9 protein-coding genes and 1 pseudogene are annotated in these 21,862 nt (G+C 31.0%); 5 read left to right on the top strand and 5 right to left on the bottom strand.

Going from position 1 to position 21,862, the window contains the following annotated elements:
- Nucleotides 1-1,742: 1,742 nt before the first annotated feature.
- Complete coding sequence (gene lipB / locus KTT71_RS00185) at nucleotides 1,743-2,402, top strand: lipoyl(octanoyl) transferase LipB (RefSeq protein WP_216782482.1); 660 nt, start codon at nucleotides 1,743-1,745, stop codon at nucleotides 2,400-2,402.
- A 52-nt stretch (nucleotides 2,403-2,454) separates the two neighbouring features.
- A complete protein-coding gene (lipA, locus tag KTT71_RS00190; protein WP_216782483.1) occupies nucleotides 2,455-3,369 on the top strand; it encodes a lipoyl synthase in 915 nt (304 codons plus the stop codon).
- A gap of 1,198 nt (nucleotides 3,370-4,567) precedes the next feature.
- Here lipA and cycA read toward each other — a convergent pair.
- The 3 genes and pseudogenes from cycA to ispB form a co-directional block, all read right to left on the bottom strand.
- Nucleotides 4,568-5,968 (bottom strand): D-serine/D-alanine/glycine transporter, encoded by a 1,401-nt coding sequence (cycA, locus tag KTT71_RS00195; protein ID WP_216782485.1) that lies wholly within the window; start codon nucleotides 5,966-5,968, stop codon nucleotides 4,568-4,570.
- Between the two features lie 1,372 nt (nucleotides 5,969-7,340).
- Nucleotides 7,341-8,996 (bottom strand): annotated as a pseudogene (metG, locus tag KTT71_RS00200) (methionine--tRNA ligase); the annotation flags it as partial.
- A 2,573-nt stretch (nucleotides 8,997-11,569) separates the two neighbouring features.
- Nucleotides 11,570-12,541, bottom strand: a complete 972-nt coding sequence (gene ispB, locus KTT71_RS00205) for an octaprenyl diphosphate synthase (protein ID WP_216782488.1) — start codon at nucleotides 12,539-12,541, stop codon at nucleotides 11,570-11,572.
- Nucleotides 12,542-14,312: 1,771 nt separating this feature from the next.
- On the opposite strand from ispB, the gene dinF reads away from it, so the two are divergent.
- Entirely contained in the window at nucleotides 14,313-15,656 is a 1,344-nt protein-coding gene (gene dinF, locus KTT71_RS00210) for an MATE family efflux transporter DinF (RefSeq protein WP_216782489.1), read from the top strand.
- 1,424 nt (nucleotides 15,657-17,080) lie between these two features.
- Here dinF and dnaB read toward each other — a convergent pair.
- A complete protein-coding gene (dnaB, locus tag KTT71_RS00215) occupies nucleotides 17,081-18,490 on the bottom strand; it encodes a replicative DNA helicase (RefSeq protein ID WP_216782490.1) in 1,410 nt (469 codons plus the stop codon).
- A gap of 699 nt (nucleotides 18,491-19,189) precedes the next feature.
- Between dnaB and ung the strand changes: the two genes are divergently transcribed.
- Complete coding sequence (ung, locus tag KTT71_RS00220) at nucleotides 19,190-19,861, top strand: uracil-DNA glycosylase (protein WP_216782491.1); 672 nt, start codon at nucleotides 19,190-19,192, stop codon at nucleotides 19,859-19,861.
- Nucleotides 19,862-19,902: 41 nt separating this feature from the next.
- Here ung and grpE read toward each other — a convergent pair whose 3' ends face one another.
- A complete protein-coding gene (gene grpE, locus KTT71_RS00225) occupies nucleotides 19,903-20,496 on the bottom strand; it encodes a nucleotide exchange factor GrpE (RefSeq protein WP_216782492.1) in 594 nt (197 codons plus the stop codon).
- 123 nt (nucleotides 20,497-20,619) lie between these two features.
- Between grpE and nadK the strand changes: the two genes are divergently transcribed.
- The gene (nadK, locus tag KTT71_RS00230; protein WP_216782493.1) at nucleotides 20,620-21,498 is read left to right on the top strand and encodes an NAD(+) kinase; all 879 of its coding nucleotides are present in this window, start codon (nucleotides 20,620-20,622) and stop codon (nucleotides 21,496-21,498) included.
- Nucleotides 21,499-21,862: the final 364 nt, after the last annotated feature.

A 21,862-nucleotide genomic window follows, 5' to 3' on the forward strand; every position in this document is an offset into this window, starting at 1 on the left:
ATTTTGATTAAGAATCACTATTAAAAACATACTGTTATCAGTAAATCCAGGACTAAATTTATATTATACCTATGAAAATTAATATTTAATTTTTATTGCCTCGTATTGTTACTGTTAATTAAGATATCGATGTATATTATATAGTCTATAGAAATGTTCTTTTCCCTTATTACGACCTAATAAATTTTATTTTAACATTAGTTCTTCTATTACAACTATGATCCAGGAAAATTAACTAGTAAACAAGAGATAATTTAATAATTATGCTCTGGGAGTTATATAAATATATCAAATATTTTCTGCAAAATATTATGTTCCAAAGAGCAATAAAAAAAGAAATGATATTTTATGATACTAGAATGAGATTGACTTTTTATTGATAAAACTAAGTTATTCTATTTGAAATAAAAACACTTTTCGTGTGTAGAACATTATAACAGTGTTAGTGAAATTATGAAGTATATAGTGAATATTATACTAAATAAATTATGATAATTTTCTTTTTATTTTACTTGTATAGTGTTGAAGTTTAGCGCGTCCTGCACTAGTAGATCAGATTTTATAAGTAGTATAGTTTCATATGCCTACTAATTATCTACCACAATTTAAATATAGTAGCCGAACTAAATACAGCTTCGTTAAATTATATTTTATGTAGATAGTATCGAGAACAGTAAAAACATTTTATAAACAACTCAGTGCGCTCAAAAATTGTGCTTATCGTATTGTAATAAAAATTAAAAATAACTATATACTTAAAACGATGTTTGTATGAATACGCTATAATCAATAGAGTAATATAAATTAGTACTAAATAAATTATATAAATAATAATTTTTTAGAGCGTGTCTTTATCGTCATAATGTCAGTTAAAATCAAGAAAGATTTCTATAAAATATTAGGTCTTGGTTAAAATAGAAGAGGTGTATCATCCTTTTTGATGAAGTTAAGGTATTTCAGTTAAACGATTATTTGCTTAGATACAGATAAACTTATGATTACTAATCATCTGCACTCATAACCTACTAAGACACAAAGTGTGTTTATATTATTAGCTTAATGATATGCATCGATTATTGCGCCTGAATACAACATATTTCAGAAATCTTTAGAACTACATTTTGATATACCTGTATACCTCTATCAGCATAGCAAGTTGCCTGTAAAGCATAATACTGTTCCAGTATCTCGCTAATCTACTAATAATTTTACTAGTTAATACCTATTTAGATTTTACTTTATGTATTTATTTTTCTGTATATGAATACACTTTTTTAAGTAAGCTGGATAAGATTAATATGTTCTACAGTTATATATCTTGTTAATGATTCACAAGATACAGAAGTTAAACTACAGAATATATCCCGCGATATTATTATATAGTATCCGTATTTCTTTACAGACTATGTTAATTCTGAGATATAGTAATGTTTCTTTTCTCTCCTGTTTAATTAGATAAAAACAATTATATTATTCTCAGTACGATATATTGATTCGAACACTCAGATAAATAATAATATATTATTAGGCTCTGTTAAGTTATAATAATGCTTATTTTAGTTAAATATTAATACTTTTTATATGAACATTATAAATGTTGGTACCGTTGACCTGATTTTATGAAAATATTTTCATAATCATTTTACAAAAATATTCTTATATTATGGTCCTCAATAAGACTATCGCAGATAGTCCATTGCATTGTAATACCTTCTTAATTCTACTGCTGTGGATGATCAAAGTTGCAAGAACACAACATCATATTACGTCAGCTAGGCTTGCAGCCATATACACCTATATCGCAAGCTATGTACACTTTTACGTCTCAGCGCACAAAAAATACATCAGATGAGCTCTGGTTAGTCCAACATTATCCGATATTTACTCAAGGTAAGACAGGAAAAATTCAACATACATTAGCAGCAGAAGATATTCCTCTGATTCAGAGTGATCGTGGAGGGCAGATTACTTATCATGGTCCTGGTCAGCAGGTTATGTATATTCTTATGGATTTAAAACGTAATAATTTTGTTGTTCGTCAACTAGTAGAAGCTATAGAAAATACTGTCATCAAGACCCTTGATAAGTTTGGTATACAAGGTCATACTAAAATCCATGCTCCAGGAGTTTACGTGGGTATACAAAAAATCTGTTCATTAGGACTGAGTATCCATAAAGGTTGTTCATACCATGGGTTAGCTTTAAATATTTCTATGGATCTTACTCCATTTAGTCATATTCATCCCTGTGGTTGTATTGGAATGCAAATGACACAAATCAGCGCACTGAATCGTAATGTTAAACTTGAAGAGGTGCAAGAGGTTCTAATAGATCAATTCACTCAGGCAATAGGATATAAATCAATAGAATTGAGTCATTGGAATATGCAGGATTATAATTAAAAAATATCGAACACGCTAAACAATAACTTAATGTTAATATATAGAGAATATAATGCAGCTGATTCAGTTTAAAAAAATAGACGTTAAAAGAGAAAAAATGCTGCGTAAACCTAACTGGATAAGAGTAAAATTTCCAGTAGATGATACTCGTATTAAATATATTCAATCATTGATGCGCAAAAATGGTCTACATTCTATATGCGAAAAAGCTTCTTGCCCTAATTTGGCTGAATGCTTTAGTCAAGGTACTGCTACATTTATGATTTTGGGTGCTATTTGTACACGCTGTTGCCCGTTCTGCAATGTAACTCATGGTCGTCCAGTATCTCCTGCAGATTCTCAAGAGCCAGAAAAACTATCACAAACAATTGCTGCTATGGAATTGCGGTATGTTGTCATTACTTCTGTTGATCGTGATGATTTACGTGACGGCGGTGCTCAGCATTTTGTCGACTGCATACAAGCTATACGCGCAAAAAAACCGAGTATTATTATTGAAACCTTAGTGCCAGATTTTCGTGGTTGTATGAGTCGAGCAATTAATATTTTTACGGCAGCACCACCTGATATATTTAACCACAATCTTGAGAACGTTCCCAGGATTTATAAGAAAGTACGACCAGGAGCTGATTATCAATGGTCATTACAACTATTAGAAAAATTCAAAATAGCAAATCCGGAGGTTCCAACTAAATCCGGCTTGATGTTAGGTCTGGGTGAAAATAATTCAGAAATCATTCAAGTGATGCGCGATTTGCGTTCACATGGAGTGACAATGTTAACACTTGGACAGTATTTGCAGCCAAGTATTGATCATCTATCTGTTCAGCGTTATGTGAGTCTTAATGAGTTTGAAGATATGAAAGCAGATGCGATAGCAATGGGTTTTCAGTCTGTGGCTAGCGGTCCATTTGTAAGATCTTCTTATCATGCTGATGATCAGGCCAAAGGGTGTGCGTGTAATTAATACTCAAATTATTGATCCTGATTAATACATCTTAAAAATACATATTACTGAATATAATTTATAAAAGATTATATTCAGGATTGAACTTTCAAGAGATTATCTGACTTTTATTAGTTCTATTATTTTATAGAATAGAATGTTTACTAAAAATATCATATCATTTAAGATTATTGTAAATAACATGAGCCAATAAGGCATTATATTTCTTTTAGCACAAGTTTATGCAAGTAATTTTTGGCTCTACTTCTTCATCTTTAAATAAAAAATATTTTTATAAAACGTTATATCATAAAAAATAATGTGGATTATTTATCTTTATTACTAAGTACATTTTTGTTGTTTTTCTTTTGATATTTTATTAATATAATAGCGAAGATCGCACATCATCATGGTTTACAGCAAATTCTACTTTATAGGGAGACGTTATAAAAAACTTGCTTAGAAACTTCAGGCTGTTTTTATTTTTCTATAAAACTGCTAGATATTCTTTGAAATTATTAGTTGAGTCCTTTGATATATAATTTATATCCCTTAAAGTTCCTATTTTTAAATTTATTTAAGCGATCTAGTCTGATCAAAGATCACTAGATAAGTATAGGTTTACTATTGTTTTTGTCGAATATTAAAACCTTAATTATCTTTTGCAAATTATATAAAAATTTTACAAAAAATTAGATAAATTACATATATTCAATTAGCTCTAATTAATTAAATATATATTTTAATATCAGAATTTTCTTTGAACCAATATTGACCCTTAAGATCATCATACAATAAATATCCTAAGAAAAAGTTTGATACATACAATTTATTATGAGTGCTTTAAGTATGCTCTCTAATGTTACTTAGAATAGCAGTAGAATGATTTGTTCAGGTAAAATAGCCTTCTTGATTAATACTGAAGTGTTCAAGGTGGCTTATTAAGCATGTTAGCATAATAATGTACTAAGATAACACTGAGAAATAGTTTTTGTATGGTATATAATTTTAAGTTAAAAGAGTGCAGAAAGTTACATTGTATAGATAAAAGTATGATCTTTAATTGTACTATATCTACTTTGTCAATATTCAATAAATTATTTTACTTGTAGCTACACTTTAGACAAGATAATCTTTATATTTGAATAATTATTTTAATTAAATATAAATGTCTAAGAATGAGTAGTTATATGATCTTCTCTTTAATATATAATCTAAATTATGTAATGTGGCGTTTGCGAATAAATATCCAACCTAGACCTAAAATAATAAACCATATTGGTGTAACTATTAAAGCTTGGCAAGTTTCTTGATTGAATGTTAAAAGCACAAGGATAAAGACAAAAAATACCAAACAAATCCAGCACATTATTACCCCAAATGGCATCTTGTATAGAGAAATCTCATGAAGACGCGGCCGTTGTTTACGGTAAACCATATAAGAGCACAAAATAACAGACCATACGAACATAAATAAAATTGCTGAAACTGTGGTGATGATAGTAAACACGGCTAGCATATCAGGTATCAGATAGATAAGTACTACACCACCAAGCAGGCACACGCAAGAGAATGTTAAACCTGAAGAGGGTACTGCGTGTTTAGATAAGAATGTAAATTTCTGAGGGGCTACGCCATTTTTACCTAAGCTATATAGCATACGACTAGTTGAAAATACTCCGCTATTAGCTGATGATATCGCTGAAGTAAGGACTACAAAGTTAATAATACTAGCTGCTTCAGGTAATCCAGCTAGAACGAATAATTCAACAAAAGGACTTTTATCTGGAGCCACAAGACTCCATGAGGTTACTGACATGATCATAAGCAATGCAAATACGTAGAACATGATTATGCGTATTAGAATGGAATTAATTGCCCGGGGCAGTGAGTGGTGAGGATTTCTTGTTTCTGCAGCCGCAGTGCCTAGTAGCTCTATACCCACAAAAGCAAACACAGCGTTCTGAAATCCCAAAAAAAATCCGCTGATACCCTTCGGAAACCAACCGCCATAGCTCCATAAGTTACTAAATGAAGATATGCATCCATTTGGAGATTTCCAATGAAGCAGTGTCATACCTAGTCCAAGAATGATTAATGCTATGATGGCGACAATTTTAATCATGGCAAACCAAAATTCTACCTCACCAAATATCTTAACTGTTGCTAAATTTAATCCTAGCAAAAATAGTACAACAGTAAGAGAAATAGACCATTCGGAGAGACCTGGAAACCAGAACTGTGTGTAGGATGTTATTGCAATGATATCCGCAATGCCTGTAACAATCCAGCAGAACCAGTATGTCCAACTTGTATAATAGCCAGCCCATGGTCCCAGTAAATCAGCCGCGAAATCACTAAATGATTTGTATACTAAATTTGATAAAAGCAGTTCACCCATGGCGCGCATGACAAAGAATAATATAAAACCAATGATCATATAAACAAAAATAATTGACGGCCCTGCTAGACCTATCGTTTTTCCTGATCCCATAAATAGTCCTGTCCCAATCGCACCTCCAATTGCAATGAGTTGTATATGACGATTATTAAGATTGCGACGAAGATGCTCTTCCCTTTTCGTATGTCTTAAGGACTGAACTTTTATCTGATCTATCATTAGTGCTTGTTCCTTCTTATAGCTCAGTAAACTTTTATGATTAAATAGCATATATAGAACATTTGGTCGAATATAGGATGTAAATCTATCTGCTGTAATAAATATTTATATCATAAAATATAAAGGTAGTTTCTTTTTAATAAAGAATATATTTATCGTTTTTGATTAATAGTATTAATGACAGATCAAATCAGGTAGGTCATTCTATGTTTAGTAATACTGCAAGGAAAATATATCTTAAAAATATCAGTATGCTAAAATTAGATAGAAATCTGCAAAGATCTTGGATTTCTGTTTGCAGTTTGTTTTTTCTCTGCTGAAATGTTGTAATGATATACAAAGATACTTGGCTGAAATTTTATAAAGCAGTTCTAAGCTTTTAAATAAAATAATAATATTATATATAATAAGGTAAAATTATTGTCTTCTTTAGAAAGAAGTTTTTTATAAAAGGATTATGCATAGACTAAGATTAATTATTAAATATTAAAAATTTTCTAGTCTACACAGTAGATAAAACTAATAGAGCAATAAAATATATTAGCTCTTTCAGAGTAAAATCAATTGATTTTATTGCAAAAGCCATATATATACTTATATCCTAGTTCAGAATGCTTACTCTAAGGTTCTTTGAGAAGTATGAAATAACATTTATAAACAATTCAACTCTTTAAATAAGCTAATTTATTATAAATATAAAAATTATCTTATGATATTTGTAATGGCATTTAATATAATTTTGAAATGCGTAATATATGTAATATGATAAATAAAATAAAGATCTGATAAAAATTATAGTCTATCTGCTAATTTGCACATTTTATCTTTAATAAAATTCTAGAATTCGGAAAACCTCTTTTGTCGGGATAAGTATAATTATGAATAGAGATAGCTTATAAATTATTATAAGCTTTTTAAGCTATGACTACGTAGTTATTTTTTACATAGTTTAGTATAGAAGTAGTAAGTATGTCTTCTGTTGAAGACAATATATTCTTATATCAATTCACCAGAGTTATAGTGATAAATATTTTATGCAAAATCTCTTTTAATTAGGTTTTTGATCATTTATTAAATTAACTTTGGATTGTATCCAAAGTATTTTATTGTGGTACAGTAAAGCATAATTATAAAGAAATAGCCGTTTATTAATTGTAGTCTTGATATTAGGAGTGTATTACTAAGAATATTCATGATCCAAGTACAGTGTTAAATTTAGTAGTTTATATAATTCTTGTACTAATTCAGCTATTCTATTTTAGAATAGAATATTAGTTTTGATAAAATAATAAAATTATTTTTTCTTCAATAAATTTATTCTTTAATTGATCTTACTCTTTCTTGTAGTAATACTAGAAGTTGCTGTCGTGCATTTGCTATCTTCAATCATTGCTTGAACGTTCGTTATTTCGACACGCCTTAAGAGTTCTTTAAAAGATTTAATGTGATGTCCGAGCAGTTGATCATAAACGCTATTCCAGGTAAGATTAGTATTCAGAAAGGATTCTACCTTCTTACTTAATACAGGCATCACTGGCTTAAGGTAGATCATTATTACGCGGAATAAATTGAGTCCCATTGAGCAAATTGCCTGTAAATCAGCTTCATATTTTGCTTCTTTTGCCAGCTTCCATGGTGCCTTCAGATCAATGTAGCGGTTTGCGAGATCGGCTAATAACATAATCTCGCGCATTGCTTTGCCTGATTCTCTTGTTTCATAGAATTCAGCGATTTTATTTGCAGCGTCAACAAAGGTTTTATATAAAGCAGGATCTTCTAAATAACTAGAAAGTTGACCCCCAAATCTTTTGTTAATAAAACCAGCATTACGCGCTGCAAGATTTATTACTTTGTTCACTATGTCAGCGTTGACTCTCTGCACAAAATCGTTAATATTGAGGTCAATATCCTTGATACGAGAAGAAAGCTTTGTAGCGTAATAGTATCTTAAATATTCTGAATCTAGGTGATTCAGATAACTACGAGCATGTATAAGGGTGCCACGAGACTTAGACATCTTAGAACCGTTCATAGTAACATATCCGTGAACAAAAATATTACTAGGCTTTCGGAAATTGCTACATTCTAGAATAGCTGGCCAAAATAAACTATGGAAATAGATAATATCCTTACCGATAAAATGGTATAAATCGGTAGAAGAGTTCTTGTTCCAGAATTCATGAAAGCTAAGATCTTTGCGTTTATTGCACAGCTCTTTAAAAGAACTCATGTAACCAATTGGTGCATCCAGCCATACATAAAAATATTTACCCGGAGCATTAGGTATTTCGAAACCAAAATATGGAGAATCTCGAGTAATATCCCACTGCTGCAAACCTGACTGAAACCACTCCTGCACTTTATTTGCGACTTGCTCTTGTAATACACCAGCGGAAGTCCATTCATGTAGCATTTTGGTGCATGCAGGCAAGTCAAAAAAGAAATGTTCTGATTCACGTATAATAGGTGTATCTCCAGATAATACTGATCTAGGTTTGATAAGTTCTGTCGGAGCATATGTTGCTCCGCATAATTCACAGTTATCCCCGTACTGATCAGGTGCATTGCATTGAGGGCATTTCCCTATAACAAAACGGTCTGGTAAAAACATTTCTTTTTTTATATCATAAAGCTGAGAAATAGTGTGATTTTTAATGAAATTTCTTTCTTTGAGACGAGCATAAATCAATCTAGAAAGTTCTAGATTATCTTTGCTATGAGTAGAGTGATAATTATCATAGCTGATATGAAAGTCAGCGAAGTCTTGCTGATGTTTCTGGCTCATGAAAGCAATAAGTTCTTCAGGATGCACACCTAATTGTTGCGCTTTTAACATAACTGGCGTACCGTGAGCATCATCTGCACAGATAAAGTATACTTCTTTACCGCGCATGCGCTGAAAACGAACCCATATATCTGCTTGTATATGTTCTAGGATATGTCCTAAGTGAATTGGGCCGTTGGCATAAGGTAGTGCACATGTTACTAGCATTTTTTTTGCAGGTGCTTGTGCGGTTGATGAAGCCATATTAAATTTACTGCCTCTTAAAAGTGAAACTGCTAAAAATATTTTATCTAATTTTTTTATTTCTTTCTGCTAGGAAAAATTTTTCTTTTAGAAAACCAGATGCAATCACTAGAATTAGTACTATTATAATGAGATTCTAGCCGACTGTTATATACCTGATAATTCTTCTTGGAATAACTTAATTAGGATATAGCAATTAGATTTGAGCATAAAGAAATAGATCAGCCTCGTTCAAGAGAACTTGTCTTTAGTAGGGTATAAAAATATTAAATAACTATTTATATCAGATAATTTATAATTGTATTGGTACTATAGTCTATACTAAAACAGAACTTGGAGGTTGAAATTGATTTAATATTAGAAACTATAAAAATTTTAAGTATACAGTTCTGTGGCTTCAAATGTGACTGGTATAATATTTCAGCAATAAATAAGTGATATATATATTTATGTTAAATTTCATACTTTTGCCTACCCTAAGTAAATAATAAACTGATTATTTACTTAGGGTAGGCAAAAGAACAGTATTATCTCAATTTGTGAGAATGCTTTTTAAAGAATAATACCGCAATAAGCATTTATTTCAAATTTGGTAACTATAATTGCTTTACTATTGCAACGTACTAAGTACGTTAGCTAAATTCTTATAGTCTTTTTGATCATCTTCTTTCTATGCACAGAGCATGGTCTCCTGAGAACGATGCTCATTATATTATAAGCGAACTTCTCTCAAGATAGTATAATATAAAAGCTAAAATTTTATATATACTTATAATATTAATTATATAATCTTGTGCAATATCAAAAATATTGTCTTATTTTATGCATGTTATGAATACCCTAGGCTTATTATTTAGATCGCTCACCTTCTATTGCAGATGATTATTTAATAATATTGTAGTAATCTCATGAATATTTGGATGAGGATATGTTTTCTTCTATATCTATATAAAATAGTTAATTTCTATCGCATTAGTATAGAAATTCAAATTTTTAAATCTATAAGGATAATAATACTTCTTTCTAATTTCACTATGGTATTTACCTTCTTATGAGGTTAATCATAGCGATTGGTATAGTAGGGCTGTAATATATTAATTGTGCATAATTCAATATTTGTTATATATAATTATATACCAGGATGACAATAAGTGCCCCTGATCTATGCCTCAAGGTTAGATGGTCCTAATAATGATATACATCATGATCCTTGCACTTGATATTATTCATAGGTGTTATGTAAAATATAAATATTTTAACAGTGCAATAAGAGCTAAATAGGTGTAGTTGGAGTAATAGCCTCTATTCGCTTAACAGCATAAATGATTATCAAATCAAAAAGAACATGATATCTATATTTAGTGTATATCTGTTTATTATAGCATATTAATATCAATTTTTATCTATCTTTAGGATATGAGGATAATCTTTTCTTAGTTAAATCTTATCTCATTGATTTATCGATAGAAACTTAATAATTATTATGCTTATAATATCAGAAAATTCTATGTTAAAAAAAAGAAAAGACATTAATCATTCAAAATAGTTTTTAGGTTTCTGTCTATTATGATTAAGACATTTATTTCTATATAGTTACCTAAATCTGCTTAAGCATTATCAGCGACATTCTATTAATACTTCATTCTACTCTTTAATATCATTTATCATATCAGATAAAAGGGTAAAAACTAATTTCCTAAAAGAATAAGAATTTTAAGTGGATTATGTAAGTATACCATATCATCAATTGGGTTTGATTAACTTTTTATGGTATTTAGATTTAATTGAAAAATTTTTATTTATCTTTGTGCCAGATAGCTAGTATGAGTACTGTATTATTAATCTTCATCTCTATTAGTTATAGGGCATGCATACGTTTCATACTTGTTATGAATATGTTTATTCATATTAAATCATCCTTTATAGTATATATTTGAGATATCTGTCTTTTGATTCCACTGCTCTAGAAAGTTTCTTACTATTATTTAATTTAGCTTAAAGTGAAAAGGATTAATCCTATAATATATGTTATACCAGCGGGGATTCATGGAATAACTAGATACGCACTGCATTCGCTGAAGAAATTATATATCGTATATTTACACTAAGTCAGTTATGGTCTAGAGAAGGAATGACAATTAAAGAGACGCCACCTATTACATCATTACTTATGCATGATTATATTTAAAATGATAATTTTTTTACATTATAAATAACCGCAATATTACAATACTTGGAATAGATGTTTAGTACTTGTTGTATATATTTAGTTATATACTCAATATAATAAATACTAAAGATAGCATTTGCACTTTATTTTAATTAAATACTATTTTCTTGATTAGTTTGTGTGAACTATAAAATATGCTGTAGTATCTAAGTAAATATATTATATCGCCTTTTAGAGATATCAGTTATATTGCATCTTATTATAAGAATGATCAGGGAGTGTTAATTCTAATGAGATCCATAGAATAATTTTAAAAATTCTGCAATATCTATCATATGGAATCAATGTTATATATTTTGCTTCTAGATAGGATATGGAAGATTTTATTTTTCTAAAATAAAAATTAGCAGTGCCTATCAATAGCCATATAGGCCAACCTGATAAGTGCATTTTTATAAGGTGAGTGCGGTAATCGACTTAATGATAAAATCGCTTTACCAACTTCTTTTTCAGCGAGAAGGCGTGTATAAGTCAGTGATCCTATCTCACGCATGGTTTCAAGGATTGACTGGAGCAAATGACGTCCATTTCCTTCTTCTATAGCCTTCCTAATCATCGCAGATACTTCCGGAGAGCCATTTTGCATAGCGTGCAGTAATGGCAATGTCGGCTTACCTTCATTAAGGTCATCACCGTTATTTTTACCTATTGCGTTGCCATCAGAGTCATAATCCAGCAAATCGTCTATCAGTTGGAAAGCCGTTCCTAAGTAGCGCCCGTAATCCTGCAATGCTCTTTCTTCTTCCTTTGTAGCACCTGCAAGTATTGCTGATGATTGAGCTGCTGCTTCAAATAAACGTGCTGTTTTACTGTAAATAACACGCATATAATGCTCTTCAGTTATGTTAGGATCGTTAACGCTCATTAGTTGTAATACTTCACCTTCAGCGATAATATTAGTTGCATCAGACATCAATGTTAAAACTCGCAATGATTTTAGATTGGTCATCATTTGGAAGGATCTTGTATAGATAAAATCACCTACCAATACGCTTGCTGCATTACCAAAAATTTTATTTGCTGTAGGTTTACCACGCCGCATATTAGATGCATCGACTACATCGTCATGCAACAACATTGCGGTATGAATCAATTCAATTAAGGCTGCCACGGTTATGTGTTGACGTCCTTTATAATTTAATGCTCTAGCTGATAATACTGTAATCATCGGGCGAATTCTTTTACCTCCACTCCTCATAATATAATAGCTTAACTTATTTATTAAGCTGACTTTAGAATTGAGTTGTTTAAGAATTGTTGCGTTTACAGCTGCCATGTCCTGTGCGGTTAACTCAGTAATTTGTTCGAGGTTCATTATTGATTCAACTATATTTTCATTAGTTACTGCCCTAAATCATATCATGTCATGAATTTACTAAAATATCCTGTTATTATGGGATTGGCTATTATTAAATTATAAAGTAAGATAAGATTTTTTAATCTTCTGCAAGCAAAAAATCAGATAGCATTTATCCTGTGATCTTATTTCTTTAAAATTTTATTGATAGTTTTCTTTTTAATCACCTGTAATTTGAAAAATTATAAAATTAGTTTTTCCCTAGAATAAATAATATTGTTCTTGCTATAATATTATTCTCATGTGATTAATTTTATAAAACATAATATTCTGCTATTTTCTTAGTGAATATCTCTTTGTATTTTAAGAATATATTATATTTATAATATCTTGCGATAAAGATATAATGCTAATCAAAATATTCATGGTTATTGCATTATTTGAAGTGCAATATAACTGTGAATACACTGCTAGTGCTTTCCTTCTTAATGATAATGATTTCATACTACTATCTAATCACATGGCTACTTTTAGAGTAATCAATAATGAATAAGGTTTGAATCCTATAGTTAATTTCATATCTTCTGCTTATACCACTAAGTAAGAATGCATAGAATTATAAATTTATTATTCAAATATTATTTTTTGTATGAAACATTTCAATAAACTTTGAAAATCCGGTTAATAGAAAGATATATCATAATTTGATTGACAAAGTCATCTGTAAGTCTTTGTTACGCACTCAATTTTTTTAGTCTCGCCATTATCTATTTTCTTTTACTAATTTATAGTATTAGAACATTACAAAATGTGATTTAAATATATTGAGCATTATAGAATTGAAGCAATATTATTAAATATAGGCTTACTCTTATGCCTTGCTAGTACCCTGAATACAAAATATTCCACAGTATATGAAATACTAAAACATTCAACCTACTATTATTCAAGGCAGGTAAATTTTTTATATGCGTTAAATTCTTTTTTATTATTATGAAAATTAATGATACTTATTTTATAAGAGATCAGAAATCTATAAAGATTATTTTTATATTATCATTCAATATTAGTAAATCATAATCTGAGCAATAGCATCCAGGATTGGAAAAGATAGATAGTATGCTATTACTCTGCATGAGGTATACAAGATCTCTCTTCTAAAAAATAATATCTGAGATAAGGGTTAAATTAATATAGCTATCAAGCATCAAATAGCTAAATATTAATGATTATAAAGTTTTACTAAATCATATCGACAGAAGTATTACTAATACACACAGTATCTGTTGTGACATAACGAGAATCTATAGGAGTTTCTATGTATTTTATGCAAACACATATTTTTATGAATTAAAGATAGCTAGGTTATCAAGTATATGTCTCGAATATAGTAGAGCTCATGAAATCTTAAAATAAGATAACAGTCTTAGATTTGATTTTTCTTTATTTTATATTCTTTTATGTGGAAGAATAACCGGATTATTTCTAAATGATGCACTAACTAATGCTATCCGCTGATTTATGGTAATTTTTTTAGAGACATCATATATTTTAATAAAAGTCAACAAAAAAATTTGTTGGGATCTGTTGTCTCCATAATATATAGCTAATGTAATATTCATGAGAAAATACATGACAATTCAAAATATAAGATTACTTAGTCAGATCCTGAAAGATTAGATCAAAGAGATAAACATTATATAATTTATTACCACCAATTTGGTACTGCTCAAGACTGCGTGCCTTAATTGGGATTCTATGATTAAGTAAATTTGGAATAAATTTTACAATGAAATTGTTTAGATGCACTGATAAAGAACTATGGATTCTTGCATTTCCTATGATCCTGTCTAATATTTCAGTTGCCTTATTAGGATTAGTTGATACGATGGTGATAGGGCATTTGGGTAATCCAGTATATTTGGGTGGTGTTTCCTTAGGGACAATGGCAACATCATTCCTATTTATGCTTCTATTATTTTTACGTATGAGTACAACTGGTCTTACTGCTCAGGCGTTTGCGATATTAGATAAAGATTCTTTAGCTTCTGTGTTTATGCAGCCTATGATTCTAGCGATGTCTACCGGGATAGTTATTACTATAATGCGTGACCTGTTTATTCATAGTGTATTACTGATTTTTGGCCAAAATTATGAAGTATTGGAACAGGCTCAAGTCTTTATGCATATCCGTTTACTTAGTGCACCAGCAACTTTATCTAATCTCGTGATTTTAGGTTGGCTTCTTGGCGTGCAGTGTGTCCGTGCTCCTGTGATTATATTAGTAATTTGTAATTTCATTAACATTATACTTAATTTATATTTTGTAAGATTATTGCATTGGAATGTATTTGGCACTGCAACTGCTACTGTTATTGCTGATTATATTGCTTTATTTTTGTATATGGTCCTCGCCTGCCATGTTATGAAACTGCACGGTCTGCGTTTACTGCATTTCCGTAATAAATTGCAGAGCAAGCTACGATGTTTTCTAGTGTTTAATCGTGATATTATGCTACGTTCTTTTCTGCTACAGTTGTGCCCTGTATCATTGACAGTATTGAGCGCACGTATGGGATGTGAAGTTCTCTCAGTAAATGCAGTGCTAATAAATTTCATGAATTTTACCTCCTACGTTTTAGATGGTTTTGCGCATGCAGTAGAAGCCTATTCCGGACAGTCTTATGGTGCGCGTGATGAGCATAGGCTACAAAGTATATGGTATGCTGCCTGTCGTCAGGCAGGTTTTGTTGCGATATTTTTTTCTCTATTTTATGCGCTTTTTGGTCATCAAATAATACTAATATTAACCGGACTGCCTAATTTGCAATCACTTGCTAATTACTATCTTCCATGGCAAATTATTTTGCCTTTATTAGGCGTGTGGTGTTATCTGTTAGATGGTATGTTTATTGGTGCAACACGCGGGGCAGATATGCGTAATAGCATGGTCATCGCTCTTTCTGGTTATATCCTTACTCTGTTGACTCTACCTTGGCTAGGAAATCATGGTTTGTGGTTGGGCATGGCCGTATTTTTAACGTTACGTGGACTTTGTCTGTGGATTATTTGGCAACGTAACTGGCGTAATAAAACATGGTTTGAAGATAAGGATATCAATTTAAATAATTAGTGATCAATTTTTATCCTGGTTATGCTTAAAAGCGTAGAGTATTGTATGCAAAAATTGAAAAGTAATTAATTTTACCTTATCTTCAACTGTTTATGTCAGTGAAGAGTACTGTTATCATGGTATGTTTAATATATCAATATTTATGACTTTACTAGAATGTCTTGTTTATTAATTTCTTAGTGTTAAACATGAGACTATGTTGATTAAAATAATGCTAAGACTCCAGAGCTATTTTAAGCTTTTACATTTACTGGCAGATATCAGCTACTATAATAAATATATTTATTCTGCTTGAGATAAGTATTAGCAAAGAAAATAGATATTATACTACTCTGAAATCCTTAAGAGTATAGTATAAATATTGTAGTTTTATCGGCAATAAAAGAAATAATCTACCGCAAGGTAGATCTTGACATCTATATTAAAATACATAAAATTATCTATTCCTATTTCTCAACACACTAGTACTTATTATATATACTGCTAGTAATACAAATATTCACTCTATAAAATAGAAATGCTTTACTGGTTAGTTTTGTTCAGTAAAGTTCACATCTTTGATTATTAAAAATAATTAGAATATTAACATCTTTGAAATGGTATATAAATATGTTATTTCAGAGAAATATTGAGAGTTATATTATCTAATTGACTAATTCTTATAGCGTAATGAGCTCTGCATGCAGAATTGAGAATTTATGCATATTTAATTAATGCAAATAATAGCAAATATTCTGCATTCAAAATTTTGCAAGGAATAGCTCAGTTCGTTTCTCTAATGACGCTAAAGCGGATGATAAGATAGCGATAGAGCTATCTCTGATTTTCAATAATTTTATTATTTAATCTTATCTATGTGATTCAATATTAATAATGAAATTAAAATATTTTTCTGCTTAATGAACTATTAAATCAATAAATATAAAGGAACCATCAACAACTAATTATAAATGTTCGTTATTGATATTGTTATCATTGATGACAAATATAATTTTTATATGTAAATATTTTATATTTCTATACTAATAAATATTTAATATTATTCTTCAATAAATATTACCAAAAATTTGTATTTTCTCTAGCCTTAGAAAAGAAGATTATTTATTTTATTTAGACTATTTATTAAATCTTTACAAGTTATATATTATAGTTGTATATGAAATAATGAATGTCTTTATGTACTATAGTGGAAGCTATATAGGAAAGACATTAATTCAAAAAATAATATATGATGCGTGTTTATTATTGAGATAATCAACCTGATTAGGTAAAGTGCTTGAATTAGATTGTATAGCAGTTGATAAAAGTATGTATTATATCTTGCTAATTTCTTAAAGTAATTGAATAATAAGTAAGATAGAAGGAATAGCGCTGTTTTGTACAGTAGCAAACTTAAAAGGTAACAGAAATTATTTAAAAATACATTATTTGTTCTCGTACTCTGTTCCTGCATAGTTATCAAATCGAGAAAATTGACTATTAAATGTCAGGAGTACTGTTCCGATGGGGCCATTGCGCTGTTTTCCTAAAATTATTTCCGCAATACCTTTAAGATCACTGTTATCGTGGTAGACTTCGTCACGATAGATGAACATAATTAAGTCAGCATCTTGTTCTATGGAACCTGATTCACGTAGATCAGAGTTGATAGGACGCTTATCGGCACGTTGCTCCAAGGATCGATTAAGCTGAGATAAGGCTAAGACTGACACTTTTAGCTCTTTTGCTAACTCTTTGAGTGAGCGCGAAATTTCTGCTATTTCTAATGTACGATTATTAGATAAAGATGGCACGCGCATAAGCTGCAGGTAATCAATCATTACCAGACTGAGGCCATTATGCTCACGAAATAAACGTCGTGCACGTGAACGCACTTCTGTTGGTGTAAGCCTTGTTGAATCATCTATATAGATGTTACGTTTTTCTAGTAGGATGCCCATTGTGCTAGAAATGCGCGCCCAATCTTCATCATCTAGCTGACCAGTACGAATTTTTAATTGGTCTACTCGAGCTAAGGAAGCTAACATACGCATCATAATCTGTTCGGCTGGCATTTCTAGACTAAAAATTAGCACTGGTTTATCCTGAGTCATAGCAGCGTTTTCACATAAGTTCATAGCAAATGTAGTTTTGCCCATTGATGGTCGTGCCGCTACAATAATCAATTCTGATCGCTGCAAACCAGCAGTTTTTTTATTCAGCTCTGGATATCCAGTATCGATACCCGTAATACCAGAATGTGGGTTCTGATAAAGTTGCTCGATACGAGCTATTGTCTGTTCTAATATCAAGTCAACGCTTTTCGGTCCCTCATTTTTATTAGCACGTGCTTCCGCAATTTGGAACATGCGTGATTCTGCAAGATCTAGAAGATCTTCGCTGCTTCGTCCTTTAGTAATATATCCTGCTTCAGCAATTTCATTGGCTACGCAGATCATTTCTCTAACTATCGCTCGTTCCCGGACAATATCTGCATAGGCACTAATATTTGCTGTACTTGGTGTATTTTTTGACAGCTCTGCTAGATAAGCAAACCCTCCTACAGAATGTAAGAAACCACGCTGTTCTAAAGATTCAGAGAGTGTTATCAAATCAATAGGCTGACTTAGTTCTATGAGGCGTTGCATTTCCTTAAAGATCAAACGGTGTGGAGTGCTATAAAAATCGGCTGCAACTACATGATCAGTCACATTATCCCAGTGTTCGTTGTCTAGCATTAATCCACCCAAGACAGATTGTTCTGCTTCGAGTGAATTTGGTGGTAGTTTTATGTTTTCCATCTGCTTATCGCATTGTTTTTGATCGAATTGATTAGTGGTTTTTTTTTCTACCATAATTATAATGCTTTCGCCTCTTTAAGAAATCCACATTTTGATCAAAAAATAATATAATCTTGGAACAACAGTGATCTTTTCAAGAAAGATAGGATATTATCCTATTACATATGATTTTTCATTAAACAATATTTGTATTATATCTAAGTAATTGAAAATATTTACAGTATATAAAATTTAAATAATTTCTGAAATTATCAAAAATAATTTTTTATTTATATGATCAACATAATATATCCAAGATATTTCTGGCAAAATTAATAGTAATTGTTCTCTCGTAGAACTATACAAATGCTTATTGTAGGATTTTATAGAAGATATATAAGTTAATCCGCTGGGCATGCTTGATAGTATAGGATTAAGAAAGCATAATTGATGCAAAGAATTTTATAGTTGAATACATAGATTATCAATCTATAAAACTAAATGGATAATTATAAAAAGATAAGATTATATGCTCTACTAACTAGCATACTTTAAACTACCATCCTATAATAAAAATGAAGCTTTCTTTTTTTATATAGAATTGCGCTATATCTTCGTTTAATTACTATTGCTAGATCAGTACTATAAAAACAATATTGTTTAAAAATCCACTGCTTATTTTAAGTAATTGAACAGTTATTTTATTTTAGGTTAATTTTTGTAAATAATATTTTCCGAGACATGATTAATTTATAATTAATATAGGTAGTTAAAATGTATTCTTCATTAAACTGGCATGATGTTATCGGCGTTGAGAAAGAAAAACCTTATTTTTATAAGATTCTCTCCTTCCTTTCTTCGGAGCGTCGAGCCGGTAAGATCATTTATCCTCCTCAAAAAGATATATTCAACGCTTTTCGATTTACTGCTTTTAAAGATGTTAAAGTAGTTATTCTTGGGCAAGACCCCTACCATGGTCCCGATCAGGCACATGGTCTATCTTTCTCAGTTCTTCCGGGCATATCAATACCTCCTTCTCTTATGAATATTTATAAAGAACTTCAAGCCGATATTAAGGGATTTAATATACCTAATCATGGCTGTCTAAAAAGTTGGAGTGATCAAGGAATTTTGCTTCTCAACACAATACTAACCGTAGAGGCCGGTCAGCCTCATTCACATGCTAAAATAGGATGGGATAACTTTACAGATTCAGTAGTTTCTGCGCTTAATGAGTATCGCAAAGGCATTGTTTTTCTGTTGTGGGGTGCTTATGCACACAAGAAAGGAAATAGAATTTGTGCGCATAAGCACTGGGTTTTAAAGGCTTCTCATCCATCCCCTATGTCGGCACATAGCAGTTTTTTAGGATGTCGTCACTTCTCTATAACCAATCAGTTACTGGTAGAACAGGGTATATCGATGATTGACTGGCAGCCTTCTTAATTCTAGATTTAGCACTGTGATCGATCTGTATTTCTTGTTTGTTATAAAGACTTAGCTTTAGATACTGCAACCATGGCAGGACGAATAAGACGACCGTTCAGGGTGTATCCTTTTTGCATAACCATCATGACGTGATTTGATTTATGTTGGTCAGACTCCATAAGTGTCATGGCTTGATGCAGTGCCGGATTAAAAGGAACGTCAATCTCGTCTACTTGTTCTATGCCGAATTTACGGACGGTATCTAACATGGACTTCAGGGTTAATTTGATACCTTCGATCATAGATAATAAATTAATATTAGATTGATTAGCAAGATCTACAGCTCGCTCTAAATTATCAATAACTGGTAGTAGTTCATTAGAGAATTTTTCTAAAGCAAATTTATGAACTCTTTCAAGGTCTTGTTCAGCACGCCGACGTATATTCTCTACTTCTGCTCGGGAACGCAAAAAAGCGTCACGCTCACGTTGTATAGATTCCTGCAATTGTGATTCTAATGCAGCAATACGTTCAATATGCTCTTCTCTTAATTCATCTATAGTTTTTAATGAAACCTGATCTTGCTTGTTTTGTTCTTTGTCTATTTCTTCTGCGTCTTTCGCATGTGATATGGTTTGTTCTTTGCTACTCATGAAATTCTCCGAAGTTTGGCATTCATCCAGCTACTTCGTCTATTATAGAGATAAAATTAGGCTATTCAAGAGAACCTTGTATAACTAGAAAGATTAAATTGGTTCGGCAGGGGTAATTATTATATGAATAAAAAATTCAAATGCATTGGCGTGGTTGGTCATCCGATATATCCAGCTGTGCTGGCTATGCAGGATATGCTGTTTCACTGGCTGATGAGTCAAGGATACCAAGTTATTCTTGAAAAGCGTATCGCTGATGATCTTAATCTTAAGCAAGTTCTCACAGGAAGCTTATCTGAGATTGGTCAACAGGCTGATCTTGCAGTTGTCGTTGGTGGTGATGGTAGCATGCTCGGTGCCGCAAGAATTTTAGCATGTTATGATATTAAAGTTATCGGTGTAAAGCGAGGTCATCTTGGTTTCCTGACTGATATTGATCCTGATCATGCTAAACAGCAGCTTTTGAATGTTCTTGAAGGAGAGTATTTTAGCGAGAAGCGTTTTTTACTTGAAGTGCAGGTCTGTTGTCAAAATCAGCAAAGACTCATAAGTACTGCAATCAATGAAGTAGTTTTACACCCCGGGAAAGTAGCTCATATGATTGAATTTGAGGTTTATATTAATAAACATTTTGCTTTTTCTCAACGCTCTGATGGGCTAATAATCTCTACGCCAACTGGTTCTACAGCGTACTCATTGTCTGCCAATGGACCAATACTTACCCCAATGCTAGATGCTATAGCTCTCGTACCAATGTTCCCCCATACATTATCGGCTCGTCCACTCATTGTAGATAGTAATAGCAAAATACACCTAATATTTAGTCGCTGTAGTGAGTCTTTAGAGCTAAATTGTGATAGCCAGATAGTTTTATCAATATATCCTGGTGAAGAAGTGATGATCCATCGTAGTAAGTTTTATTTGCATCTCATACACCCTAAAAATTATAATTATTTCAATACTCTAAGTTCTAAGCTAGGATGGTCTAAAAAATTATTTTAAAGTTATGTTATCCTAGTTATTAATTGTATAAGGCACTGTCTTGCCTAGGCAAGATACACATCAAATATGCTCTAGTTATTGCTCTTGTAATCATGATTAATTATAGATTAATATATTTAATACTAAGTATGTTTGTTATTAATCATGAGGATGATATCTTATCTACTCGCTACATTTTCTTTAAAAGGGTTAGTAAAGGTAATAAGATTATTTAGTAATATTTTTATCCTGATAGAGAATTCTCTAATATATTTATCTAATCGGTAAATCCTTATATGATAGTATACATCTTTATATATATTCTTAATATCTCTAGGATAAGGCATAGCCCATTTGCACTAATGGAATTATCGAGCTTTATTGA

Origin of the sequence: Candidatus Profftia tarda, from assembly GCF_904848675.1 — a bacterium.
Classification (GTDB): domain Bacteria; phylum Pseudomonadota; class Gammaproteobacteria; order Enterobacterales; family Enterobacteriaceae; genus Profftia; species Profftia tarda.

What these genes read in the sequence shown, in the direction of transcription:
- lipA (WP_216782483.1), top strand. Translation starts at nt 2,455, where the DNA reads ATGCAGCTGATTCAGTTTAAAAAAATAGACGTTAAAAGAGAAAAAATG.
- cycA (WP_216782485.1), bottom strand. Translation starts at nt 5,968, where the DNA reads ATGATAGATCAGATAAAAGTTCAGTCCTTAAGACATACGAAAAGGGAA.
- ispB (WP_216782488.1), bottom strand. Translation starts at nt 12,541, where the DNA reads ATGAACCTCGAACAAATTACTGAGTTAACCGCACAGGACATGGCAGCT.
- dinF (WP_216782489.1), top strand. Translation starts at nt 14,313, where the DNA reads ATGAAATTGTTTAGATGCACTGATAAAGAACTATGGATTCTTGCATTT.
- dnaB (WP_216782490.1), bottom strand. Translation starts at nt 18,490, where the DNA reads ATGGTAGAAAAAAAAACCACTAATCAATTCGATCAAAAACAATGCGAT.
- ung (WP_216782491.1), top strand. Translation starts at nt 19,190, where the DNA reads ATGTATTCTTCATTAAACTGGCATGATGTTATCGGCGTTGAGAAAGAA.
- grpE (WP_216782492.1), bottom strand. Translation starts at nt 20,496, where the DNA reads ATGAGTAGCAAAGAACAAACCATATCACATGCGAAAGACGCAGAAGAA.
- nadK (WP_216782493.1), top strand. Translation starts at nt 20,620, where the DNA reads ATGAATAAAAAATTCAAATGCATTGGCGTGGTTGGTCATCCGATATAT.